This window comes from Zoogloea sp. LCSB751 (assembly GCF_002028455.1).
In the GTDB taxonomy this organism is placed as follows: domain Bacteria; phylum Pseudomonadota; class Gammaproteobacteria; order Burkholderiales; family Rhodocyclaceae; genus Zoogloea.
Genome location: NZ_MWUM01000008.1, coordinates 1 through 23,605 on the forward strand (window position 1 = coordinate 1; position 23,605 = coordinate 23,605).

General features: G+C 66.4%; 22 protein-coding genes. 13 read left to right on the plus strand and 9 right to left on the minus strand.

What is annotated here, in order from left to right; genetic code table 11:
* Window positions 1-77, minus strand: a 77-nt coding sequence (locus B4920_RS30950; protein ID WP_139379456.1) for a transposase DNA-binding-containing protein, incomplete at its 3' end; no start/stop codon positions are given.
* 106 nt (window positions 78-183) lie between these two features.
* Here B4920_RS30950 and B4920_RS10955 point away from each other — a divergent pair.
* Entirely contained in the window at window positions 184-531 is a 348-nt protein-coding gene (locus B4920_RS10955) for a T6SS immunity protein Tli4 family protein (protein ID WP_368664719.1), read from the plus strand.
* A 124-nt stretch (window positions 532-655) separates the two neighbouring features.
* On the opposite strand, the gene lipA is transcribed toward B4920_RS10955, so the two are convergent.
* The 4 genes from lipA to B4920_RS10975 are packed head-to-tail and all read right to left on the minus strand — an operon-like array spanning window position 656 to window position 3,641.
* Window positions 656-1,603 (minus strand): lipoyl synthase, encoded by a 948-nt coding sequence (lipA, locus tag B4920_RS10960; RefSeq protein WP_079434726.1) that lies wholly within the window; start codon window positions 1,601-1,603, stop codon window positions 656-658.
* A 5-nt stretch (window positions 1,604-1,608) separates the two neighbouring features.
* A complete protein-coding gene (gene lipB / locus B4920_RS10965) occupies window positions 1,609-2,238 on the minus strand; it encodes a lipoyl(octanoyl) transferase LipB (protein WP_079434727.1) in 630 nt (209 codons plus the stop codon).
* Window positions 2,235-2,504, minus strand: coding sequence for a YbeD family protein (locus B4920_RS10970; protein WP_079434728.1), 270 nt, complete (start codon window positions 2,502-2,504; stop codon window positions 2,235-2,237). Before B4920_RS10970 ends, lipB begins: the two co-directional genes overlap by 4 nt.
* Before the next feature lie 12 nt (window positions 2,505-2,516).
* Window positions 2,517-3,641: a D-alanyl-D-alanine carboxypeptidase family protein gene (locus B4920_RS10975; protein ID WP_079434729.1), complete on the minus strand. Its 1,125-nt coding sequence runs from the start codon at window positions 3,639-3,641 to the stop codon at window positions 2,517-2,519.
* 128 nt (window positions 3,642-3,769) lie between these two features.
* On the opposite strand from B4920_RS10975, the gene B4920_RS10980 reads away from it, so the two are divergent.
* From B4920_RS10980 to B4920_RS11000, 5 genes are all read left to right on the plus strand, one after another.
* The gene (locus B4920_RS10980) at window positions 3,770-4,087 is read left to right on the plus strand and encodes a hypothetical protein (protein WP_079434730.1); all 318 of its coding nucleotides are present in this window, start codon (window positions 3,770-3,772) and stop codon (window positions 4,085-4,087) included.
* Between the two features lie 120 nt (window positions 4,088-4,207).
* Window positions 4,208-5,434 carry a TolC family protein gene (locus B4920_RS10985; RefSeq protein WP_079434731.1) on the plus strand — a complete coding sequence of 409 codons (1,227 nt, stop codon included), beginning with the start codon at window positions 4,208-4,210 and terminating at the stop codon, window positions 5,432-5,434.
* A 14-nt stretch (window positions 5,435-5,448) separates the two neighbouring features.
* Window positions 5,449-6,651: an efflux RND transporter periplasmic adaptor subunit gene (locus tag B4920_RS10990; protein WP_079434732.1), complete on the plus strand. Its 1,203-nt coding sequence runs from the start codon at window positions 5,449-5,451 to the stop codon at window positions 6,649-6,651.
* 9 nt (window positions 6,652-6,660) lie between these two features.
* Window positions 6,661-9,762, plus strand: coding sequence for an efflux RND transporter permease subunit (locus B4920_RS10995; RefSeq protein ID WP_079434733.1), 3,102 nt, complete (start codon window positions 6,661-6,663; stop codon window positions 9,760-9,762).
* Window positions 9,763-9,819: 57 nt separating this feature from the next.
* Window positions 9,820-10,158, plus strand: a complete 339-nt coding sequence (locus tag B4920_RS11000) for a P-II family nitrogen regulator (protein ID WP_079434734.1) — start codon at window positions 9,820-9,822, stop codon at window positions 10,156-10,158.
* Between the two features lie 12 nt (window positions 10,159-10,170).
* On the opposite strand, the gene B4920_RS11005 is transcribed toward B4920_RS11000, so the two are convergent.
* Entirely contained in the window at window positions 10,171-12,198 is a 2,028-nt protein-coding gene (locus B4920_RS11005) for a TonB-dependent siderophore receptor (RefSeq protein WP_079434735.1), read from the minus strand.
* 198 nt (window positions 12,199-12,396) lie between these two features.
* Entirely contained in the window at window positions 12,397-13,905 is a 1,509-nt protein-coding gene (locus tag B4920_RS11010) for a DegQ family serine endoprotease (protein ID WP_079434736.1), read from the minus strand.
* Window positions 13,906-14,105: 200 nt separating this feature from the next.
* Here B4920_RS11010 and B4920_RS11015 point away from each other — a divergent pair, with 200 nt between their 5' ends.
* Complete coding sequence (locus B4920_RS11015; protein ID WP_079434737.1) at window positions 14,106-15,023, plus strand: hydrogen peroxide-inducible genes activator; 918 nt, start codon at window positions 14,106-14,108, stop codon at window positions 15,021-15,023.
* Here the strand turns inward: B4920_RS11015 and B4920_RS11020 are convergent.
* The gene (locus B4920_RS11020) at window positions 15,013-15,630 is read right to left on the minus strand and encodes a 5-formyltetrahydrofolate cyclo-ligase (protein WP_254050907.1); all 618 of its coding nucleotides are present in this window, start codon (window positions 15,628-15,630) and stop codon (window positions 15,013-15,015) included. The two genes, B4920_RS11015 and B4920_RS11020, sit on opposite strands and share 11 nt — an antisense overlap.
* A 41-nt stretch (window positions 15,631-15,671) precedes the next feature.
* Between B4920_RS11020 and B4920_RS11025 the strand changes: the two genes are divergently transcribed.
* From B4920_RS11025 to B4920_RS11040, 4 genes are all read left to right on the plus strand, one after another.
* The gene (locus B4920_RS11025) at window positions 15,672-17,636 is read left to right on the plus strand and encodes a lytic transglycosylase domain-containing protein (RefSeq protein ID WP_079434739.1); all 1,965 of its coding nucleotides are present in this window, start codon (window positions 15,672-15,674) and stop codon (window positions 17,634-17,636) included.
* A 70-nt stretch (window positions 17,637-17,706) separates the two neighbouring features.
* Complete coding sequence (locus B4920_RS11030) at window positions 17,707-18,660, plus strand: complex I NDUFA9 subunit family protein (RefSeq protein ID WP_079434740.1); 954 nt, start codon at window positions 17,707-17,709, stop codon at window positions 18,658-18,660.
* The gene (locus B4920_RS11035) at window positions 18,657-19,931 is read left to right on the plus strand and encodes a multifunctional CCA addition/repair protein (RefSeq protein ID WP_079434741.1); all 1,275 of its coding nucleotides are present in this window, start codon (window positions 18,657-18,659) and stop codon (window positions 19,929-19,931) included. Before B4920_RS11030 ends, B4920_RS11035 begins: the two co-directional genes overlap by 4 nt.
* Window positions 19,932-20,007: 76 nt before the next feature.
* Entirely contained in the window at window positions 20,008-21,999 is a 1,992-nt protein-coding gene (locus tag B4920_RS11040; protein WP_161493286.1) for a transglycosylase domain-containing protein, read from the plus strand.
* On the opposite strand, the gene B4920_RS11045 is transcribed toward B4920_RS11040, so the two are convergent.
* Window positions 21,979-22,176, minus strand: a complete 198-nt coding sequence (locus tag B4920_RS11045) for a DUF2905 domain-containing protein (protein ID WP_079434743.1) — start codon at window positions 22,174-22,176, stop codon at window positions 21,979-21,981. The genes B4920_RS11040 and B4920_RS11045 overlap by 21 nt on opposite strands.
* A gap of 190 nt (window positions 22,177-22,366) precedes the next feature.
* On the opposite strand from B4920_RS11045, the gene B4920_RS11050 reads away from it, so the two are divergent.
* Both B4920_RS11050 and B4920_RS11055 read left to right on the plus strand, forming a co-directional pair.
* On the plus strand, window positions 22,367-23,170 hold the full coding sequence (locus B4920_RS11050) for an alpha/beta hydrolase (protein ID WP_079434744.1): 804 nt from the start codon (window positions 22,367-22,369) through the stop codon (window positions 23,168-23,170).
* A gap of 207 nt (window positions 23,171-23,377) precedes the next feature.
* Window positions 23,378-23,596, plus strand: a complete 219-nt coding sequence (locus B4920_RS11055; protein ID WP_079434745.1) for a hypothetical protein — start codon at window positions 23,378-23,380, stop codon at window positions 23,594-23,596.
* The last annotated feature ends 9 nt before the right edge of the window (window positions 23,597-23,605 follow it).

Below are 23,605 nucleotides of genomic sequence, written 5' to 3' on the forward strand. Positions count from 1 at the left end.
GCCAGCAGAACCGCTCGCTTGTTCAACCGCCGATCGCCCAGCTGTATCGTCCCGAACTCGTCTCTCGCCCAACTCATTAGCCAGCCTCGTCAATTATTTGGCATGAAGCATACAGGCTGGAGAGTTGTGTGTAAGGGGATGCGTCTAGGGAGCGCAAAAGTCCCTGAAATCTTCATGTCCTTGATGGGGCAAATCAAGACTCTGCGCCGTGGAGTTCATGATGTCGGGCCGATAAAGGGAGAGGAGTCCCTGAACATGCTGCCGACGGATGCGGGGTATAAGGTTCATAAGTTCCGGTGGGAATCCCGTTATGAATTGAATGATCCTTTCAAACCCGTCATCGTCGTGCAGTTAAGTACCGGACGGGGGAAAGACAAGGATGTGCGCCCGACGATCTCCGAGCAGGAGGCTGTCGAATTGTTCGACGCCGTGGTGAACTCCATCCGCCTGCGCCCCACCGACCGGGCTGTGCACGGTGCAGGTCTGATCGCGCCGGCGCCTGGTGCCGTGTCGGGAGACCGGTTGGAGTGATTCAGCGCCGGCGGAGGGAACACCGCAGCAGCCAAATGAAGAAGCCCGAAATGAAACAAGGGCCGGCTGCGCTATGCAGGCCGGCCCTTGCCGTATGAGTGCTACAAACCCGTAAGCGGCTTGGTTACACCACGCCGGCTCCATGCGCCTGCTGATCCGCCCAGTAACTCGACCGGACCATCGGGCCGCAGGCGGCGTTCTTGAAGCCCATCTTCAGCGCTTCGGTCTCGAACATCTTGAAGGTGTCGGGATGGACGTAGCGCAGCACGGGCAGGTGGCCGCCGGAGGGCTGGAGGTATTGGCCGATGGTGAGCATGTCCACGTTGTGGGCGCGCATGTCGCGCATCACTTCGAGGATTTCCTCGTCGGTTTCGCCGAGGCCGACCATCAGGCCGGATTTGGTGTTGACCTCCGGGTGGCGGGCCTTGAACTGCTTGAGCAATTCCAGGGAGTAGGCGTAGTCGGCACCCGGGCGGGCCTGCTTGTAGAGGCGCGGCACGGTTTCCAGGTTGTGGTTCATGACGTCCGGCGTGGACTGGTCGAAGATGTCCAGGGCCACGTCCATGCGGCCGCGGAAGTCGGGCACCAGCACTTCGATGGTGGTCTTGGGGCTGGCTTCGCGGGTGGCGCGGATGCATTCGACGAAGTGCTGGGCTCCGCCGTCGCGCAGGTCGTCCCGGTCTACGCTGGTGATCACCACGTAGTTGAGGCGCATTGCGGCGATGGTCTTGGCCAGGTTGGCCGGCTCGTTGGCGTCCAGCGGCTCGGGGCGGCCGTGGCCGACGTCGCAGAAAGGGCAGCGGCGGGTGCAGATGTCACCCATGATCATGAAGGTGGCCGTGCCCTTGCCGAAGCATTCGTGGATGTTGGGGCAGGAGGCTTCTTCGCAGACGGTGTGCAGCTTGTGCTCGCGCAGGGTGTCCTTGATCTCGTTGAAGCGTTCGGCTTCGACGCCTGCGCCGAGCTTGATGCGGATCCAGTCGGGCTTCTTGAGGCGTTCGGCGGGAACGATCTTGATGGGGATACGGGCGGTTTTTTCGGCGCCGCGTTGCTTGCGGCTCTCGGAATCCATTGAATCTAATCCTTTGGTAAGGCGGTGGGCGGTACTTCGGGAAAATGCCGCTGGAGGTGGCCGAGAAGCCGTTCGGCGACTTCGTCGGGGCCTTCAGTCACGCCGAAGTCCTTGAGTTGTATTGTCTTGAGCCCACTATAGCCGCAAGGGTTGATCCACGTAAACGGGGTTAAATCCATGTCGACGTTAAGGGAAAGGCCGTGATAACTGCAGCCGTTGCGCACGCGCAGGCCGAGGGCGGCGACCTTCTCGCCGGCGATATACACGCCGGGGGCGCCGTCCTTGCGTTCGGCGACGAGGCCGTAGTCGGCGATGCAGTCGATGATGGCCTGTTCGAGCAGGTTCACCATTTCGCGCACCTTGAGGTGGCGGCGGTGCAGGTCGAGCAGCAGGTAGGCGACCACCTGGCCGGGGCCGTGGTAGGTGATCTGGCCGCCGCGGTCGATCTTGACCAGCGGGATTTCGGTGGCGTGCAGCAGGTGTTCGGGCTTGCCGGCCTGGCCGAGGGTATACACCGGTGGGTGCTGGACCAGCCACAACTCGTCCGGGGTGGTCTCGTTGCGGCTGGCGGTGAATTCCTGCATGGCCCGCCAGGTGGGCTCGTAGGGCACCAGGCCCAGGTGGCGGACGATCACAGCACGACCTTGACCAGCGGGTGGGCGGTCAGCGCCCGGTAGAGATCGTCGAGCTGGGCCTGGGAGGTGGCGTTGACGGTACAGGTGATGGACAGGTAGTTGCCCTTGGCCGACGGGCGCATCTCCATCGAGGCGCCGTCGAAATCCGGTGCGTGCACCGTTACCACTTCCAGCACCGCCTGGGCGAAGCCGTCCACCCGTGCGCCCATGATCTTGATCGGGAATTCGCAGGGGAATTCGAGCAGGGTGGTGCGTTCTTCAGTCATCCGGTTTCTCGCTTACAAATTCTTGAACCACAGGCGGAGGGCGTCCCACAGGCGGCCGAACCAGCCGGCCTCCGGTACCTCGCTGAGGGCGACCAGCGGGTATTCGCCGATGGTCTTGCCATCCACCGACAGCTGCACGCTGGCGATCTTCTGGCCCTTGGTGAGCGGAGCGATCAGGTCCGGCGGGGTGACGATATCGGTCTTCAGCTTCTGCGCATCACCCTTGGGGAGGGACAGTACCAGATCGCTCAGCACGCCGACCTTGACGGTGTTCTCGGCGCCCTTCCAGACGCGGAACTCGCTGACGGCCTGGTTGGCGGAATAGACCTTGGCGGAGTCGAAGGCCAGATAGCCCCAGTTGAGCAGCTTCTGGGATTCCTGGGCACGCACGCTGTCGCTGGTGGCGCCGACCACCACCGAGATCAGGCGACGGTCGTTGCGCTTGGCGGAGGAGATCAGGCAGTAGCCGGCGCTTTCGGTGTGGCCGGTCTTGACGCCGTCGACGGTGGGGTCGAGGTAGAGCAGGCGGTTGCGGTTGGGCTGGCGGATCTTGTTGTAGGTGTATTCCTTGATGGAATAGATCGGGTAGAAGTCCGGGAAGTCGCGGATGATCGCGGTGGCCAGGGCGGCCAGGTCGCGCACCGAGGCCAGGTGGGTCGGGGCGGGCAGGCCGGTGGAGTTCTCGAAGTGGGTGTTCTTCAGGCCGAGGCGGGTGGCTTCCTTGTTCATCAGCTGCACGAAGTTCTCTTCGGAGCCGGCGATGGCTTCGGCCAGCGCGATGCAGGCGTCGTTTCCGGACTGGATGATCATGCCGTGGATCAGCTCCTTGACGGTGACCGGCATGTTGGGCTCGATGAACATCTTGGAGCCGCTGATCTTCCAGGCCTTTTCGGAGACGGGCACGACCTGGTCGAGGGTGATGGTCTTGTTCTTGATCGCCGCGAAGGTGAGGTAGGCGGTCATCAGCTTGGTCAGCGATGCCGGCTCGATGCGCTCGTCGGGTTTCTCGGCGGTAAGTACCTGACCGGAGCCTACGTCGAGGAGCAGCCAGGCCCGTGCGGCGACAGTCGGCGGCACCATCTGGGCGAAGGCGAGGGTGGGAATCAGCAGCAGGATGAGGATGAAACGACGCAACATGGTGGGGGTGGGAGAAGCAAAAGCGCAATTATAGACACCCCGTCCGATGCCCGACGCCGGAGTTTGTAATGGTTTTTTTTGCACTGCAGCGGGAACTCCAGTAGTGTGACCCTGTCTGGATTCATGCAATGCATCTCATTCGTCGCGGTCTCTCCCTCGTGCTGGCCTGTCTCGTGCTCATCTGGGCAGGGGCAGCCTTTGCCGACGATTGCATCGATGCGGCGGAGGACCTGGCCGATTGCATGCAGAGCGCAGAGCAGTTCCAGGTGCAGGCCGATCCCGAGGTCCTCGATTTGCACGGCGCCGATCCGCAGGATTGCCCTGCGCTCTCCAATGGTGTCCCGCTCCCCAATCTTCATCTGATGGAAGTCCGCCCGGAAGCCGTTCCGCCGGTGTGGCACTCCGTCCTGCCGCAGCCCGCGGCACCGCCTCCCAGGCACTCCTGAACGGCCAGCCCGCAAGGGCCGGCTGCGCCTTCACGTCTTGTTCCCGACGGGCCTTGTGTCGCCTGTCCGTTTTCGCATAACAAAACGAGAGCAGCGCCCCTTGGGTGCTGAAGAATTCGCATGTTCAGGAAGTCTTTTCTGGCGGCCGCCCTTTTGCTGGTTGCCGCCCATGCCGTCGCCGACGGTGCCTCTACCTATTCCCTGCAAGCCCTGCGCGACGCCGCGCGGGCCGCGCATCCTTCCCTCGCCGCGGCCCGGGCGTCCGTCGAGGCCGGACGGGCGCAGGTGATCAGTGCCGGGGCTTATCCCAACCCGGAGGTAGAGTTTCTCGCCGGCCGTACCCGCGCCAGGGTGCCCGGTGCCACGACCGGGACGGTGCAGAGCCTCGAAGTTACCCAGCGCGTCGACAACCCCTGGCAGCGGGAAGCCCGCATCGATGCCGCCGGTTTTGCGCTGAGCGCCCGCGAGGCCGAGCGCCGCAGTTTCGAGAATGATCTGCTGGCCCGTCTCGACCAACGTTTCTACGAACTCCTGCGTCGCGAGGCGGAATTGCGCGCGGCCAGGGAGGACCTGGGCCTCGCCGAGCAGATCCGCTCCCGCGTGGCGGTGCGCGTGCAGACCGGCGAGGCGCCGCGCTATGAACTGATCAAGGCGGACACCGAACTGCTCAATGCGCAGAAGTCGGCCGAAGGTGCCGCGCTGAGGGTGTCCCAGGCGCGGGCGGGCCTGCGGGCGCTGGTCAGTCCGGCATTGCCGGCCGAGTTCGCGGTGGAGGGCTCGCTGGCGACCAGCCCGGTGGTGCCGCCGCTCGACAGCCTGCGGGCCGAGGTGCTGGCCCGCAACCCGGAACTGGCGCGCAGCCAGGCCGAGGTCAAGCGCGCCGAGCGCCAGCTCGAACTGGAGCGTCTGCGCAGGCATCCGGAGCTGGCCGTCAAGGTGACGGAAGAGCGAGACAGCGAGCTTCGCGACAGCCGCCTGGGCGTGATCCTCAGCGTGCCGCTGTGGGATCGCCGTCAGGGCCCGGTGGCCGAGGCGGGTGCTTTGCTGACCCGCAGCCGCAGCGAGCAGGCCGGCCAGGAGCTGGCCCTGACCCAGGCGCTGGAAGGCGCCTATCGCCAGTACGAGATTGCCCGTACCCAGGTGAATGCCCTCGAGAACGGGATCATCCGCGAGGCCGAGGCCGCGCTGAAGGTGGCCGAGGCCGCCTACCGCTTCGGCGAACGCGGCATCCTCGACTACCTGGATGCCCAGCGGGTCTTCCGTGCCGCCCGCAATGAACTTATCGCCGCCCGCTACGAACTGCAGCTGGCTGTCATCGAAATCGAGCGCCTGCGCGCTGCCCAATGAACCGGATTGTCCCCATGAAGCTTCGACCGATTACCCTGGCCATGCTGATGGCTACCCTCGTCCTGTCCGCCTGCAGCAAGGATGCGGCGCAAACCACCGACAAACCGGCGGCTGATGCCAATGGCACGGCGGCCCTCGCGGAAGGCAGTGGGACCGAAATCAAGGTGGCGACGCCCGACGCCGCCCTCGTCAAGGTGCCGGCTGGTTTCGGTGCCGAGCTGAAGGTGACGCCGGCGGGGCAGAGCCCCATCGCCGATACCCTGCGGGTGGCCGGCAAGGTGGATTTCGACTCTCAGCGCGTGACCCGCATCGGCGCAACGGTGACCGGCCGCGTCATCGACATTCAGGCCCAGCTGGGTCAGCAGGTGAAGGTCGGCGACACGCTGGCGACGATCAACAGTACCGAGCTGAGCGCCGCCCAGCTGACCTATCTGAAAGCCCGTGCCCAGGCCGACCTGCAGGCGCGTAGCGTGGAGCGGGCGCGCCAGCTGTTCGCCGCCGACGTGATCGGCAAGGCCGAGCTGCAGCGTCGCGAGAGCGAACTGGCGATCGCCTCCGCCGAGCAGCGCGGCGCTGCCGACCAGCTGCGCGTGCTCGGCATGTCGTCCGCCGCCATCAACAAGCTGGGCAGTTCGGGCAGCATCAACTCGGTAACCTCGGTGGCGTCGACGATGGCCGGCGTGGTGGTCGAGCGGCCGGTGGCCCAGGGCCAGGTGGTGCAGCCCGCCGACGCACTCTTCGTGGTGGCCGACCTGTCCCGCGTGTGGGTGACCGCCGAGGTGCCGGAGCAGCAGGCCGCGCTGGTCAAGGCCGGCCAGGCGGTGGACATCGAGGTGCCGGCCCTCGGCACGCGGCTGACCGGCAAGCTGATCTACGTGGCCGACACGGTCAATCCGGAAACCCGCACGATCGCCGTGCGCAGCGTGGTGGATAACGCCTCCCGCCAGCTCAAGCCGGCGATGCTGGCGACGATGCTGATCCAGGCTGCGCCGGTGGAGCGGGTAGTGGTGCCGGCCCAGGCGGTGGTGCGTGACGGTGACGCGGATAATGTCTTCGTCGAGGTCGGGCCGCAGCAGTTCCGCCTGACCCCGGTGCGCCTCGGCCCCGACATGGACGGCCGCCGCGCAGTGCTGTCGGGCCTCAAGGCCGAGCAGCGGATTCTCGTGTCGGGGGCTTTCCACCTGAACAACGAGCGTAAGCGCAAAGAGCTGGAGTAAGGACGGACCATGATCGAATCCCTTGTCCGTGCTGCGCTCCGCCAGCGTCTGGTGGTGGTGGTGGTGGCCGTGGTGCTGCTCGCCTTCGGCCTCAACGCGGCGCGCAAATTATCGGTGGATGCCTTCCCCGACGTGACCAATGTGCAGGTGCAGATCGCCACCGAAGCCAAGGGGCGTTCCCCCGAGGAAGTGGAGCGTTTCGTCACCGTGCCGCTGGAGATCGCCATGACCGGCCTGCCCGGTCTGGAAGAAATGCGCTCTCTCAACAAACCCGGCCTGTCGCTGATCACCCTGGTGTTCACCGACGCGACCGATGTGTATTTCGCCCGCCAGCTGGTGATGGAGCGCCTGCTTGAAGTGGGCAGCCGGATGCCGGAGGGCGTGGTGCCGGTGCTCGGCCCGGTGTCCACCGGCCTCGGCGAGGTGTACCAGTACACCCTCGATCATCCGGACGATGGCAACCGTGAGCTGACCGAGAAGGAGCTGACCGAGAGGCGCATCGCCCAGGACTGGGTCGTGCGTCCGCTGCTGCGCTCGATTCCGGGCGTGGCCGAGATCAACTCCCAGGGCGGCTATGCGCGCCAGTACCAGGTGCTGGTCAATCCCGACCGCCTGCGCCATTACCAGATCACCGTGCGCGACGTGTACGAAGCGGTGGCCCGCAACAATGCCAACTCTGGTGGCGGCGTGCTGCCCCAGTACGCCGAGCAGTACCTGATCCGCGGCGTCGGCTTGGTGAAGAGCTTGTCCGACATCGGCGCCATCGTGCTGAAGGAGGTCGGCGGCACGCCGGTGTATGTGCGCGACGTGGCGGAAGTGACCTTCGGCCACGAGGTGCGCCAGGGCGCGGTGGTGAAGAACGGCGTCACCGAGTCGGTGGGCGGCGTGGTGATGATGCTGCGTGGTGGTAACGCCAAGGAGGTGGTCAGCCGCATCAAGGCGCGCGTGGCCGAGATCAACGAGAAGGGCATGCTGCCCGACGGCCTGCAGATCGTGCCCTACTACGATCGTTCCGAGCTGGTGGATGCGGCGCTCTACACCGTCATCAAGGTGTTGCTGGAGGGCATTGCGCTGGTGGTGGTGGTGCTGTTCCTGTTCCTCGGCGACGTGCGTTCGAGCCTGATCGTGGTGGCGACGCTGGTGCTGACGCCGCTGCTCACCTTCCTGGCGATGAACCATTACGGCATCTCGGCCAACCTGATGTCCCTCGGCGGCCTGGCGATTGCCATCGGCCTGATGGTGGATGGTTCGGTGGTGGTGGTGGAAAACGCCTTCGCGCGCCTCGGCCACGCGACCGACAGGGGCGAAAGCAAGGTGCGCATCATCTTCGACGCGGTGCGCGAGGTGTCCACGCCGGTGATCTTCGGGGTCAGCATCATCATCCTGGTGTTCCTGCCGCTGATGACCCTGCAGGGTATGGAGGGCAAGATGTTCGCGCCGCTGGCCTATACCATCGCGATTGCGCTGGCAGTGTCCCTGTTCCTGTCCCTGACCCTCACACCGGTGCTGTCGTCCTACCTGCTGAAGGGCGGTGCCGAGCACGACACCTGGCTGATCGCCAAGATCAAGGCGCCCTATCTGAAAATGCTCCACTGGGCGGTGGCCAACAGCCGCAAGACCGTCACCGGCGGGGTGGTCCTGCTGGTGGTCACGCTAGGCATGTTCCCTTTCCTCGGTACCGCTTTCATCCCCGAGATGAAGGAGGGGTCGGTGGTGCCGGGCATCAACCGGGTGCCGAACATCTCGCTGGATGAGTCCATCAAGATGGAGATGGAGGGCATGCGTCTGGTGATGCAGGTGCCGGGCGTCAAGTCGGCCATCTCCGGCGTCGGCCGCGGTGAATCGCCGGCGGACCCGCAGGGCCAGAACGAGTCGACCCCGATCGTCAGCCTCAAGCCCCGCGATGAGTGGCCGGCCGGGTGGACCCAGGACGACATCGCCGCGGCAATGCGCGAAAAGCTGAAGGCCCTGCCCGGCGTGCAGGTGGTGATGGCCCAGCCGATCTCCGACCGGGTGGACGAGATGGTCACCGGCGTGCGTTCCGACGTGGCGATCAAGGTCTTCGGCGACGACCTGGACGAGCTGAAGCAGAAGGCCGAGGAGATCGCCCGCGTGGCCGGCGGCATCACCGGTTCCGAGGACATCCGTGTCGAGCGGGTCACCGGCCAGCAGTATCTGTCCATCGAGATCGACCGCCAGGCCATCGCCCGCCATGGCCTCAACGTGTCGGACGTGAACGACACCATCGAGGCGGCCATCGGTGGCAAGCAGGCGACCGAGGTGTATGAGGGCGAGCGGCGCTTTGCGTCGGTGGTGCGCCTACCGGAGAGCTTCCGCGACAACGTCGAGAAGATCGGCGACATCCTGCTCAGCACGCCGGGCGGCGCCCAGGTGGCGCTGGAGAACCTGGCGACGATCCGTGTCGCCGACGGTCCGGCGCAGATCTCCCGCGAGCTCGCCAAGCGCCGCATTGTGGTTGGTGTGAACGTGAAGGACCGGGATCTGGGTGGCTTCGTCGCCGAGCTGCAGAAGGCGGTGGATGCCAAGGTCAAGCTTAAGGAAGGCTATTACCTGGAGTGGGGCGGCCAGTTCCAGAACCTGGAGCGGGCCATGGGCCACCTGACGATCATCATTCCGGTGACCGTCGGGGCGATCTTTTTCCTGCTGTTCCTGCTGTTCGGCTCCCTCAAGCTGGCTAGCCTGATCATTCTGGTGCTGCCCTTTGCCAGCGTCGGCGGGGTGATCGGCCTCCTGGTGACCGGTGAATACCTGTCGGTGCCGGCCTCGGTGGGCTTCATCGCCCTGTGGGGGATCGCGGTGCTCAACGGGGTGGTGCTGGTGAGCTACATCCGTAGCCTGCGCACCGAGGGCGTGCCGCTGGCCGAGGCGGTGGTGAAGGGGGCGACGCTGCGTTTCCGGCCGGTGATGATGACCGCGACGGTGGCCCTGCTGGCGCTGGTGCCCTTCCTGTTCGCTACTGGCCCGGGCTCGGAGGTGCAGCGTCCGCTGGCCATCGTGGTGATTGGTGGCCTGATCACCTCGACGCTGCTGACCCTGGTGGTGCTGCCGACCCTCTACAAGTGGTTCGACGACACGCCCTACGAAGCCTGATCACGATTTGAAAGGGCCGCCCTGGGCGGCGGCCCGCTGCAGAACGAAGGAGACATCATGAAGGAAATACGAGCCGTCATCCGCCCGCAAAAGCTGCCGCGTCTGCGCGAAGCGTTGCGGGCCATGCCGCAATTCCCGGGAATGACCATCAGCAAGGCGGTGGGTTGCGGGGCCACCGTGCGTCACGTGCCGCACAGCATCAAGGACGAACTGACGGATTTCAGCGATAAGGTGAGGGTCGAGATCATCGCGCCGGATGAACTGGTGGATGCCCTCGTCGATCAGATCGTGCAGGTTGCCAGTACGGGCCAGACCGGCGACGGGCTGGTGTGGGTGGTGGACGTGGGCCGCGCCGTGTTCATCCGCAAAACGGTCGACGGTGCTCCGCAGCCCTGAGGCACCGGGCGTTCAAAGATCGACGGCGACGGACAGCCATACCATGCTGGACGTGGGGTTTACCGGCCGGTCGGGATGCAGGAACTGTTCCGACCGGTCGCTTATCTCCTGGTGGGAAGAGCCCAGGTTGACGCCGTTCAATGCCACTTCCACCAGCCGGCCATCCATGCGGAAACTGCGTGCCACGCGCAGGTCGAGGGTGGTGTAGGGTCGCGAGACGTAGTCATAGCCCGGTACGTAGCCATAGCCGCCCGCCAGCGGGCCCATGCGCAGCAGGCTGGCCGTGCTTTTCCAGCCATTGCCGTAGTCCTGTAGCCAGGTCAGGGTGGCGGAATAGGGTGATGTACGTTCGGCGGTGGCCCGGTCCTTCACCCGCCGGTCGATCAGCGTGTGGCTGAACAGCACTTCACCGCCGGTCCAGGGTTTGGTTCGCAGCTGGTATTCGATACCGCGTAGTTCCACCGGGAAGTCCACGTTAACGAACTGGGAACTCGGCAGCGGCAGGGGCAGCGGCCCCGTCGGCGACGGCACCGTCTGGCGGACCACGAAATCGCTGATGCGCTCGTTGAAGATGCGTACGTCGAGCGTCGCGTCGAGGGATGGGAAGCGGCCCAGGTAGCCGATCTCGAGGGTATCCACGCGCGGCGTGCGCAGGTTCGGGTTCGATACATAGGGCCACGACAGCAACACGCCGGACTTGGGATCGTAGGCGCGCACGTCGCCGTACAGATCGAACAGGTTGCGCTGCTGCCAGGCGCGGGCGTAGCCGGCCCGGAAGGTGTCGCGGGGACTGGCCTGCCAATTGACGAAGGCCCGCGGGATGAACTGTGCTGCCAGGCTACCGTTCTTTTCGAGGAGCCCCCCCAGGTTGAGCTGCCAGTCCGGTGTGAGATGCCAGTCCAGATTGGAGAAGGCCCGGTACAGATCGAACACCGGTGGCTTCTGCCCGCCGAACAGGAAGGAGGCCTCGGTTTCGTCCCGGCGTGCCTCCACGCCCCACACCATGCGGGCCTGGGGCGACAGGGCGAAGCGGTGCTGGATCTCTCCGTTGGTGCGATCGCTGCTGCGATTGCGGTTGAGGGGAACGGCTGGGTAGAGCGGTGGGGCCGAGGCGAACCATGCATCGGTACTGGCTTCGTGGTTGCGATAGAAGCTGACCAGCCACTCTTCGTCGGCGTTGAGCGTGCGGCGCCAGGTGAAGTGGGCCGTGGCGCTCTCCGTGTCGGTGGGGCGCAGGGCGTTGTTGCCGAACAGTGTGTCGGGGTAGCCGAGCGCGCGGGTGGCGTGGGTGTAGCCGGCACGCAGGGTGATTTCATCCTGTGCGTTGATGCGGTAGTCGCTGCGCAGGCTGATTACCTGGCTGCGGCGGGAATCGTTCAGTCCGCTGAAGCCGTTGTCGAGGAGCTGTGCCGCCGACAGGCGTACGCCGAGGCCGTCACCGCCGCCCGTCCAGCTGGCTTGCGCATCGGCAATGCCCTGGGTACCCGCATTGATCTGGCCCGAGGCGCCGTGGTCCTGGTGGCTATGGCGCGTGATGATGTTGATCACGCCCAGGAAGGCATTGGCGCCGTAGGCATTGGAGTTGGTGCCGCGGACGACCTCGATGCGTTCGATTTCCTGCACGGTGAGGGGCAGGGCCGACCAGTCGACGCCACCGAAGGAGCTCGGCGCGTATACGGAGCGGCCGTCGATGAGGACCTGGATTTCAGTCGGGTAGTCGCTGCCCAGGCCGTGATAGGTGACCCATTGGGAGTGGCCACGCTCCTGGCCGACCTGCATGCCGGGGACGAGGCGCAGGATGCGCGCCACGTCCCGGTAGCCGGTCGCGCGGATGAATTCGCGGTCGAGGATGGTCACCGCGCCGGGCGCTTCGTTGAGTACCTGGGGCAGACGGGATGCCGACAGGACCGTAGGGAGCTCTTCGAAAAAAGGAGATTCTGCGCTGCTGTCCCGGTGTGGTTCCTGGGCATGGAGCGCGGGGGCACAGAGTACACCGGCAAGCGCGGCAGGCAGGGCCCGCCGAATTGTCAGCAAGGACATCGAGCGATTTTTATTTTGGTGGAAACGGGGGCTTCCCTCAGATCAAGCTGACCCCCAATCTCCCGATTATATCGGCCTCGTCCCTGCTTCGATGCGAATCATTGCGCAGCGATCGAATGAATTAGCTCATTGTGAGCACTGGGTACGTGCACTGCGCCCGGCCCGGGTACCCGGGTGCCGCGGGCCGGATGGCGCAGTTCAGGACAGGCGCACCGCCACGAAGATCCGGCTGTTGCCGCGCTGGACCAGCAGTGCGAAGCGGTTGCCGGCGGCGTCGAGAAGCTTGCGGAACTGCTCGACACTGGTGATCGGCTGGTTGTTGATGCCGAGGATCACGTCGCCGGCCTGCAGCCCGGCCTTGGCCGCCGGGCCATTGGCACCTTCGACCAGCACACCGCCGGGCACGCCGAGACGAGAGGCTTCCTGGCCGGTCAGCGCACGGCCGGTGAGCCCCAGCTTGCTGCTGGAGCCTTCGGCCTTGCGGTCGGGCGTGGCTGCGAGGTTGCGTTCGGCGACCTGCTCTCCAAGGGTGACATTCACTTCACGGGCCTTGCGGTCGCGCCAGATCGACAGGCGCACCACCGAGCCCGGTTTCTGTTCACCGATGATGCGCGGCAGGTCGGCGGAGCTGTCCACCTTCTGGCCATTGACGCTCAATACCACGTCGCCCGGCTGCAGGCCGGCCTTCTCGGCCGGCGAGCCGGTTTCGACGTTGGCGACCAGCGCGCCGGCCGGCTTGTCGAGGCCGAAGTTCTGGGCCAGATCGGCGTCGAGGCCCTGGATGGCCACGCCGAGGCGGCCGCGGGACACCTTGCCGTACTTCTGCAACTGGTCCTTGACCTTCAGCGCCACGTCGATCGGAATCGCGAAGGAGATTCCCATGAAGCCGCCTGAGCGGGAGTAGATCTGCGAGTTGATGCCGATCACCTCGCCGGCCAGGTTGAACAGTGGGCCGCCCGAGTTGCCAGGATTGATCGCCACATCGGTCTGGATGAAAGGCACGTAGTTTTCGTCCGGCAGGCGGCGTGCCTTGGCGCTGATGATGCCGGCGGTCACGGTGTTTTCGAAGCCGAAGGGCGAGCCCATCGCGATGACCCACTCGCCGACCTTGCTGTGCTCGGCGTCGCCGGTCTTCACGAAGGGCAGGCCGCTGGCATCGATCTTCAGCAGCGCCACGTCGGTGCGTTTGTCGGAGCCGACCACCTTGGCCTTGAAGTCGCGCTTGTCGGTGAGTTTGACGGTGACTTCGGTGGCGCCATCCACCACGTGGGCGTTGGTCAGCACATAGCCGTCGGCGCTGACGATGAAGCCGGAGCCGACGCCCTGCTGGATCTGCTCGGGTGCCCGGCCGCCGCGTCCGCCACCATTGCCCGGCATGCCGGGGACCGGTACGCCGAAGCGGCGCAGGAAGTCATAGAAGGGGTCATCGGCGAAGGGGTCGTCGCCGGAGGTAGCGCCGCCGCCACGGGCCACTTTCTGGGTGACGCTGATATTGACGACTGCCGGCCCGACCTGTTCGACCAGTCCCGAGAAGTCTGGCAGGCCATAACGGTTGGCGCTGACCGCGGAAGGCGTGGCCGGCGCAACCGCCGGTGGCGTGCTGACTGCATGGGAAGGGGAAATCGCGCCGCCCTCCTGCAGGCAGCCCGTCAGGGCCAGGACGATGGCGGAAAAGACGAGACTGGAACGAACCACGGCAGTTTTCATGCGTAACTCCTGTAATTTTTATCCGGACCTATGGACGTCGGGGCGCGACGTCGTGTTCCCTGCGACAACAAACGCTTACAAAAGTGGGGTTGATTGGGCAGACTGCAAGAGGGGGTGCCTGCGTCGGAACGGATACGCGGGGGCTGCTTTTTGGCCAGGGCGTTGTATAGTTAATCTCTATCGCATTGCGGGTATGCCCTATGACGTTAACCGATCTCCGTTATCTCGTTGCGCTGGCCCGCGAGCGTCATTTCGGGCATGCCGCCGAACGCTGCAATGTCAGCCAGCCGACCCTGTCGGTGGCCATCAAGAAGCTCGAGGATGAGCTGGCCGTCACGCTCTTCGAGCGTAGTGCGGCTGACGTGAAGATCACCGACATCGGTGCCCGCATCGTCGCCCAGGCCGAGAAGGTGCTGCTCGAGGCCGGCCAGATCAAGGAGCTCGCCACCGCCGGCCGCGACCCGCTGTCCGGTCCGCTTAAGGTCGGCGTGATCTACACCATCGGGCCCTATCTGCTGCCCCATCTGATTCCGCGTGTGCATGCGGCGGCGCCGTCGATGCCGCTGCTGATCCAGGAGAACTACACGGCCCGCCTGGCGGAGTCCCTCAAGCGCGGTGACCTGGACGTGATCGTCGTGGCCCTCCCGTTCGAGGAACCCGGCATCGTCACCCAGGCGGTCTATGACGAACCCTTCCGGGTGCTGATGCCGGCCGGCCATGCCTGGGAGAAGGAAGAGGCCATTGCCGCGTCCAGCCTGGCCGAGGCGCCGCTGCTGCTGCTGGGCGCCGGCAACTGCTTCCGTGACCAGGTGCTGGAGGTGTGCCCGATGTGCCGTAGCGGCGAAGGTCTGCAGCGCACGCTGGAAGGCAGTTCTCTGGAGACCATCCGCCATATGGTGGCCACCGGTGCCGGCATCACGGTGTTGCCGAGCAGCGCCGCCGATCCGCTGCCGGACGGCAATGCCCTGCTCAACGTGCGTCCCTTTGTGGCGCCGGAGCCCTTCCGTCGGGTTGCCCTAGCCTGGCGGGTCACCTACCCGCGTAGCGGCGCCATCGATGTGATCCGCTCGGCGATCCTCGCCAGCCCCTTGCCGGGCGTGCGGCCGGTCAGCCGCTGACGGCCGGTGCTGCACCGGCCTCGGTGACGATCCAGTCCATCGGCTGGTCGTGGGGCTGGGGAAAGGTACTGTCCACCCGTGCCAGTTCGAAGGCGATGCCGACGCACAGGGGGGCCGGCTGCAGGGCCGCCAGGGTGCGGTCGAAGTAGCCGCCGCCGTAGCCGAGCCGGTATCCCGCCGCATCGAAGGCGTTGAGAGGAACCAGGATCAGCTCCGGCTGCAGGATTTCAGTGCCGGAGGGTACCGGGATGCCGTGGTGATCCGTTTCCATGGGGACTTCCGGATGCCAGTGCAGGAAGATCATCGGTGCACAGGGAGTCCGGACCACCGGCAACGCGATTTGCCGGTTTGCGTCGGCAGCCAGCCAGCGGTGCGCCCATGGCACCAGGTCCACCTCGCCGCGCCATGGCCAGCAAAAGGCGACCGTCGTTGGCGCGAGCTGGTCAAGCAAGGCGTCCAGGTGATCCTCAATGCGTGCCGTGAGGCGCGCGCGGTCGGTCGCCGGCAGTGCTTCCCGCGCGGCGATGCGGGTTTTTCTTAAATTTTGTCGCGCTGCGGCAATTGCCGTGTCCGAATCCGCGCCGGGGCGGGGGAGGGTGTGATTCACTGTGCTATTCTCCGACGGCATCGATGCAGGACGTAAAAGTAATGAAGAATAGCGTGTGGGCCGTGCTGGCGGCAGTGTTGTGGATGGCCTTGCCGGCAGGTGGCGATCCCGGCGACGAGCGAATCCTGCTGGCCAGGGATGCCGCGCGCAGCGGCGACCGCAATCGTCTGGTCCAGCTTGCGCCTCCCACGGGGCACGTCCTCGATCCCTATCCCGAATACTGGGCGTTATCCAATCAGCTGGCTCGTTCCGTTGAGCCGGATGCACCGCGTATCCAGGATTTCCTGCAGCGCCATGCCGGCAGCTGGGTGGCCGAGAAACTGCGCGGCGAATGGCTGCGCAACCTCGGCAAGCGAGGCGATTGGGCCCAGTTGGCGGCTGAGTTCCCGAACATGGAGCAGCCGGAGCAGGACCTGAAGTGCTACCAGTTCCAGGCCCGCCTGCAGAATGGCGACCGGGCGGCGCTGGACGAGGCCCGTCCGCTGTGGTTCTCGTTGGTGGATACGCCCGAGAGCTGCGTCCCGGTGCTGCAGACACTGGTCCGCGAGGCCCTGGTCGGCCCGGACGAGATGTGGTTCCGCATCCGCCGCCTGATGGAGGCCAAGCGTCTTGCCGGCGCTCGCGCGGTGGCGAGCTGGCTGCCGGTTGATCAGCAACCCGGTCCGTCGGACCTGGAAAGGGCCAGTACCAATCCGGCCACCTATTTCGACCGTCAGCCGATCAATTTTTCGGCGTCCCGTCAGGGGCGCGAACTGGCGCTGATTGCGCTCGCCCGTATCGCCCGTGACGATCCGCAAGCTGCTTACGTGCGCTCTGCGCGCATCGACGAACGCCTGTCGGGCGCCGAACGCAGTTACGCCATTGGCCAGATCGCCTGGCAGGCGGCGGTGCGTCTGCTGCCGGAGGCCCACGTCTGGTACAAGGCGGCCGGGGATACCCCGATGTCCGACGAGCAGGCCGCCTGGCGGGTACGTGCGGCTTTGCGGGCGGGGGACTGGCGCGCGGTGCGCAGTGCCGTCGAATCCATGCCGCCGGGGCTACGCGAGCAGCCGGACTGGAGTTACTGGCTCGGCCGGGCCCAGCAGGCCCTCGGCAACCGGGAGGCCGCCCGCAAGGAATTCGCGCGCATCGCCGGCCATCCGACCTTCTACAGCATCCTGGCCGGCGAAGAACTCGGCCAGACCTTCACGCTGCCCGCCAAGGCCCGCGCCACCAGCGTCGACGAGGCCGAGCTGGCGCGCCAGACGCCGGGCCTGCAGCGGGCCATCGCGCTGTTCCGCCTGGACCTGCGCACCGAAGGCACCCGTGAGTGGAACTGGACCCTGCGCAACAAGGACGACCGCTTCCTGCTCGCCGCGGCCCAGCTGGCCCAGCAGCTCGGCATCTACGACCGGGCCATCAACGCCGCGGACCGGACCCGCAACGAGCACGACTACAGCCTGCGCTACCTGGCGCCTTTTCGCGACCGCATCGAGCCCAACGCGAAGAGCCGCGACCTGGACACCGGCTGGGTCTATGGCCTGATGCGCCAGGAGAGCCGCTTCGTCACCGCCGCCCGCTCCGGCGTCGGTGCCCAGGGGCTGATGCAGATCATGCCGGCCACCGGCCAGTGGGTCGCCGGCAAGCTCGGCATGAAGGGCTTCAACGTCGGCTGGCTGCAGGACCCGGATACCAATGTGATGCTCGGCACCACCTACATGCGCATGGTGCTGGCCGGTCTCGACAACCATCCGGTGCTGGCGTCCGCCGCCTACAACGCCGGTCCGGGCCGCGCGAAGAAGTGGAAGGACAGCAAGCCCCTCGAAGGCGCGGTGTATGCCGAAACCATCCCCTTCAACGAGACCCGCGATTACGTGAAGAAGGTGATGGCCAACAGCGTCATCTATTCCGCCCTGCTCGAAGGGCGGGCTCCGTCCCTAAAGGGCCGCCTGGGCACCATTCCAGCCAGCGATGGCCGCGGTGGCAGCGATCTGGGCAGCGCCGCACCGGGGGCCGGGCTGGAATGAACGGCGCCGCGGGAATTCTTCCGCGGCGGCGCGATCTGTAGAACACCTGCTTCGATCGGGAATCGCCATCATGTCCATCCGCACAGTCCTTCTCATCGGCGGTAGCGGCTTCGTCGGTACCGCCATCGCCGCCCGTCTGGCCGCTGCCGGCAAGACTCTGCTGGTTCCCACGCGCCGCCGCGAGCGGGCGCGTCACCTCCTGCCCCTGCCGACCGTCGAACTGGTCGAGGCCGACGTTACGGACCCCGCGTCGCTGGCCGTGCTGATGACCGGTGTGGATGCAGTGGTGAACCTGGTCGGGGTGCTGCATTCCCGTTCCGGCAGTCCCTACGGTCCCGACTTCGCCCGCGCCCACGTGGCGCTTCCCGAACACATCGTGACGGCTGCTCGGGAGGCCCGCGTGCAGCGCATCGTGCACATCAGCGCCTTGGGGGCTGCGGCGGACGGGCCGTCCGGATACCTCCGCTCGAAGGCCGCCGGTGAGGCCGCAATCCGCGCTGCTGCGCCCGAGGTGGGCTGGACCATCCTGCGGCCGTCGGTGATCTTCGGACCCGGTGACCGTTTTCTGAATCTCTTTGCTGGCCTGCTCAAGCGTTTCCCGGTGCTGCCCCTCGGCGGGGCGAAGGCGCGTTTCCAGCCGGTGTACGTGGGCGACGTGGCGGCGGTGGTGGCCGAGGCCCTCGAACGCCCGGATGCCGTCGGCCAGACTTTCGACATGGCCGGCCCGTGGCAGTACAGCCTGAAGGCCCTCGTCGAGTACGTCGGCACCCTGACGGGGCATCCGCGTCCGGTGATCCCGTTGCCGGAGGGGCTGGCGCTGCTCCAGGCGGCGCTGCTCGAATGCCTGCCCGGCCCGCTGATGAGCCGCGACAACGTGCGCTCGATGCGCGTGCCGAATGTCGTCAACGGCCCGGCCCAGCCATGGGGCCGCCGTCCGACGGCCCTCGAGACGATTGCCCCGTGTTACCTGGGCTCCATCAACAAGCGCGGGCGTTACGACGCCTTCCAGCTCCATCGCCCATGAAAATCTACTGTGTCGGCGGCGCCATCCGCGACGAACTGCTCGGCCTGCCGGTCAAGGACCGGGACTGGGTGGTGGTCGGCGCCACCCCCGAAGCCCTGCTGGCCCAGGGCTATACGCCGGTCGGCAAGGATTTCCCGGTCTTCCTCCATCCCCGCAGCCACGAGGAGTACGCGCTGGCGCGAACCGAGCGCAAGACTGCGCCCGGCTACGCCGGCTTCGTCTTCCATACCGCGGCGGACGTCACGCTGGAGGAAGACCTGGCCCGGCGGGATCTGACCATCAACGCCATTGCGCGCGGCGCCGACGGCGTGCTGGTGGATCCCCACGGCGGTTGCCGCGATCTGCAGGCCCGGGTGTTTCGCCATGTCAGCCCGGCTTTTGCCGAGGATCCAGTCCGCATCCTGCGGCTGGCGCGGTTTGCGGCCCGGTTTGCCGATTTCACGGTGGCGCCGGAAACCCTCGCGCTGATGCGTGGCATGGTGGCTGCCGGTGAGGTGGATGCGCTGGTGCCGGAACGGGTCTGGCAGGAGATTGCCCGCGGCCTGATGGAGGCGCAGCCGTCGCGGATGATTGAAGTGCTGCGCGACTGCGGCGCGCTGGCGCGCCTGTTGCCCGAGGTGGACCGGTTGTTCGGTGTGCCGCAACCGCCGGAATATCATCCGGAAGTGGACACCGGTGTGCACCTGCTGCTGGTGCTCGACCGGGCTGCTGCCGACGGTCTGGCCCTGCCGGGGCGCCTGGCCTGCCTGGTTCACGATCTGGGGAAGGGCGTCACGCCGGCCGAGACCCTGCCCCATCATTACGGCCACGAGGCAGCCAGCGAGAGCCTGGCGCGGGATGTCTGCCTGCGCCTCAAGTGCCCCGTCGACTGCCGCGATCTGGCGCTGATGATGGCCCGTGAGCACGGCGTCGTGCACCAGGGCCTGGCGCTGCGTGCCGAGACGCTGGTCAAGCTCATCGAGCGCTGCGACGGCCTGCGCCGGCCTGAACGTTTCGCCGCCCTGCTCGATGCCTGCGCCTGCGACTACCGGGGGCGGACCACCTACGAAGCGCGCCCCTACCCCCAGCGGGAGCGCCTGCTTGCGGCGTTGGCAGCGGTGCGCGGCGTCGATGCGGGGGCTATCGCCCGCCGTCTGGCGGACAAGACGCGCATTCCGGCTGAAGTCCACGCGGCCCGGGTGGCGGCCGTCCGTGATCTGGTGCGCCGGGAGAAGGACGCTGGCGAGGCTGAGGGCGAGGGCCGGACCGCCTGCCAGGAAGAGACTCGTTAGCCATTCCACGCACGCCGCTGCGCTGCCGACCTACAATGCGCGCACTTCCATGCGCTTGCCCATCGATTTGCCTGTCGTGTCCCTCCTGGTCCGGCGAATAGCCCTGCTGGCCGCCGGCCTGACCCTGGCCGTTGCGGCCGCGGCCGTGCAGCCGATTCCGGCCTTTCCGGAGGTCAAGGCGGGCGCCGTGCCCTCGGTGGGCGTCCTGCTCGCCCGTGACGGCACGCCGCTGGCCGAGCGGCGTCTCAACCCCCATGTGCGCCGGCTTGAGTGGGTGGGGCTGCACAGCTTGTCGCCGGCCCTCAAGGAGGCTTTGCTGGCGGCCGAGGACAAGCGTTTCTTCGAGCATTCCGGCGTTGACTGGAAGGCCTTCGCCGGCTCCCTGTGGCACAACCTGTGGTACGACCGCAAGCGCGGTGCCTCGACCCTGTCGATGCAGCTGGCCGGTCTGCTCGATCCGGAACTGGCCCTTGGCCGCGACGGTCTGCCGCGGCGCAGCCTGGGCCAGAAGTGGGATCAGGCGCTGGCCGCTCAGGCGCTGGAGGCCCGCTGGACGAAGGAACAGATCCTCGAGGCCTATCTCAACCTGGCGCCTTTCCGCGGCGACCTGCAGGGGGTTCATGCGACGGCACGGGCGCTGTTCGGCAAATCGCCGACCGAACTGGGGCGCCCCGAAGCGTTGATCCTGTCGGTCCTGCTGCGTGGGCCCAATGCCAAGTCCGAGGTGGTGGCCCGCCGGGCCTGCGTATTGGCCGAGCGCCTCAATGCGCCGTCGGCCTGTGCGGCGGTCCAGCGTCTGACCGCCAACAACCTCGATCGCCAGCACACCGGGCCGCGCTGGGAACTGGCGTCCCAGGCGGGCCGGCTGCTTCTTCAGCATCCCGGCGAACGTCTGGCGAGCACGCTGGATGTGGAGGCCCAGCGGGGCGTGACGTCGGTGGTGCACCGCCTGGGTACGCTGGAGGCCGCGGCGGTCGTGCTCGACAATCCCACCGGTGAGGTGCTGGCCTACGTCGGGGCGCCCGACTACGCGGCCCCGGACCACGCGCTCACGCTGCGCAATCCGGGCAGCCTGCTGGTTCCGTTTGCCTACGGGCTGGCGCTGGAGCGCCGGCTGATCACCGCGGCCAGCTTGCTGGAAGATTCCTTGGCCAACCACGTTCCGACCCTGCCTGACGAGCGCATGTGGGTCAGTGTGCGGCGGGCGCTGGCCGAGGGGATGAGCGATCCGGCGCTGGCCGTGGGCCGGCTGGTGGCGGACGGCTTGCCGGAGCGTCTGCGCCAGGCAGAGGTGGAGATGCGTGGTGGCAGCGCCGAACTTGCGCTGCTGCCACTGGCGGCTCTCTACCGCAGCCTGGCCGTCGGCGGGCAATGGCAGGCCCCGCGCTTCGTGGCGGCCTCGGAGCGCCCGTCACGCCGTGTGCTGCGCCCGGAGGCCAGCTTCATCGTTGCCGACATGCTGGGCCTGCCCGACGTCGACGGCAATCCGCAGCCCTTTGCCTTCAGGCAGTACGCCACGGACAGTCGAGAGACGCTGACGGTGGGTTTCTCCGAGCGGTTCACGATCGCCCTGTGGGTGGCCGGGCTGCGTAACGCACCGCAAGCCGCCAGCCAGGCCTGGCACGACATCCTGCGCGGACTGCAGCGGGGACAGACGCTGTCGCGCCCGATGCCGCCACCGGGGGTGGTGTCGAGCCTGGTGGTGTTCGAGCCACCGGTCGAGAGCCCGCGGCGGGAATGGTTCATCCGTGGCACCGAAGTGGAACGGGTAGCGGTGCCGCGGGTGCTGCCGCGTATCGTCCAACCTCTCAATGGCGTCTTGGTGGATGCCATGGCGCTGGTCAGCGACGACGGTTTCAAGGTGTATTTCGAAGCGACTCACCTGCCCGCAGGTGCCTGGTGGCGGCTCAACGGTGAAACCTTCGGACGCGGCGAAAGGCTCGCCTGGCGGCCGGTGGCCGGCCGGCATGTGCTGGAACTGATGTCGGCGGACGGTCAGGTTCTCGACAGCGTCATCTTTGCCGTCCGGGCGCCCCTCGAACCGCCGCTACAGCGCCCGGATCAATAGCCAGGCTGCCAGGGACATCAGCAGGGTGCTGGTGAATGGAATGTGGATGTGCCGCCCGAAGACATCGAAATGCAGGTCGCCAGGCAGGTGCCCGATGCGCCAGCGCCGCAGCGGCAGGCCGGAGCCAAGCCCGGACACCACCGCCACCACCACGATGGCCAGCAACCATTTGAGCATCGTCCGTCGCCTCCATTCTTCCAAAGCCCCGATTTAACCGTAGTTTTCTGCGTAGCAGCATGTTTTCTGCTTTCGCCGCGCCCGCGTGTGCTGTAAGTTCTGGACCCACAACAATACATATTCATGTCCACCCCATGACGCCGATCCCCTGCCTGCCATTTTCAGTCGTCTTCCTTCAGAGGGCGTGTGCATGAACCGCTCCCGTTTTGGCGACCTGGAAGTCCTCTGCCGCGCGCCGGCTGGTGGGGCCCATGAAACGCCCTTGCTGTTCGTCCATGGCGCCTACACCGCCGCCTGGTGTTGGGACGAGTTCTTTCTGTCATGGTTTGCCGAGCAGGGCTACGCGGCGTATGCCATGTCCCTGTCCGGTCATGGCAAGAGCCGCGGGCGGGCTTATCTGGACAGCTTCTCCATTGCCGACTACGTGGCCGACGTGGCTGAGGTGGCGGCCGCCCTACCGTCGCCGCCCGTGTTGATCGGGCATTCGATGGGCGGCATGGTGGTGCAGAAATTCCTGGAAAACCACTCTGCACCCGGGGTCGTCCTGATGTCTTCGGTGCCGCCCCAGGGACTGCTCGGCTCGGCTTTCGGACTGGCTTTCGCGCGGCCGCATCTGCTCGGCGATCTCAACCGCCTGATGGGGGGCGGTCAGCCGCAGATGGAGACGCTGCGTGACGCGCTGTTCCACGAGGCCATCGAGCTGGATCGCCTGCAGCGTTATTACCACCTGTGCCAGCCGGAATCCCATCGGGCGATCTGGGACATGTCCCTGTTCGACCTGCCCTTCCTGTCACGCATGCAGATCCCGCCGATGCTGGTGCTCGGCGGCGAGTACGACGTGCTGATTCCGCCGGAACAGGTGCGCATGACGGCCGCCTGCTACGGGGTCAAGGCGCAGATCCTGCCAGGCCTCGGGCACGGCCTGATGATGGAGTCGGACTGGCGCCTGGCAGCCGAGCCGATCGTGCGCTGGATGAAGGAGAAGGGCCTGTAAATGCCCGAAGGGCCGTGTCTGGCCCGTGCCGTGAAGTTCGTCATGGCAGCGCGCCCCGCCATCGACCATGCTGGAAACGTGAACGAGAGGGTGCGGAGACGGCTGCAACGGATCCCGTGCCGATTTTCCTTCAACCTTTGGAGGCCGCAGCCGTTAGAAGCATCAGCGGGCCTGATTTTTTCCCCTGTACCCGCAACGGAGGCCGATATGGTGATCAGCATGGATATGGAAAGCGGAGCACGGATCTACGGCGAGCCGATCGAAGAGGTCGGCATGGCGTATGGCGACGAGGTGCTGAATGCCAACCCCTTGCCTCCCGAACTGGCGCTGGGACTGCAGGAGGTGGCGAGTGTCGGGCGCGGGCAGCACGCGGTGCCCACTGACGTGGATGCCTTCCTGGCGGCGGTCTATCGCTATCAAGAGTAGGAAGGTTGC